1 protein-coding gene is annotated in these 576 nt (G+C 75.2%); it reads left to right on the top strand.

Annotation, left to right across the window (positions count from 1 at the left end):
- The coding region (locus AC1DWF_RS37010; protein WP_476843401.1) for an FGGY-family carbohydrate kinase at nucleotides 1-573 on the top strand (573 nt) is incomplete at its 5' end.
- Nucleotides 574-576 lie beyond the last annotated feature (3 nt).

Below are 576 nucleotides of genomic sequence, written 5' to 3'. Positions count from 1 at the left end.
GTGCAGTGGCTGCGCGACGGGCTGGGCATCATCGCCAGGGCCAGCGAGGCGGGCGAGCTCGCGGCCAAGGCCGATCCCGCGCAGCGCGTGCATCTCGTGCCTGCCTTCACCGGGCTCGGCGCCCCCTGGTGGGATGCGGAGGCGCGCGGGGCGATCCTCGGCCTCACGCGGGCTTCGGGCCGCGCGGAGATCTGTCGGGCCGCGCTGGAGAGCGTCGCGCTGCAGACGGCCGATCTCATCGACGCCATGCGCCGCGACTGGCCCGGGATGGGCCATACGGTGCTGCGCGTGGATGGCGGCATGGTGGCCAGCGACTGGACCATGCAGTTCCTCGCGGACATCCTCGGCGCGCCGGTGGACCGGCCCGTGGTGCCGGAGACGACGGCGCTGGGCGCGGCCTATCTCGCGGGCCTGCAGGCGGGACTGGTGCCGCCGCCCGGCGACGCCTCCACCCATTGGCGGCGCGAGCGGCGCTTCCAGCCGCACATGGCGCGGCCGGAGGCAGATTGCCGCAAGGCCGAGTGGCGCGAGGCCGTGGCGCGCGTGCTCAGCGCGGCTCCTGCACCAGGTTGAGGT

It is taken from the genome of Aminobacter sp. P4_D5 (assembly GCF_056401815.1).
This window is presented reverse-complemented; position numbering and strand designations above follow the sequence as displayed.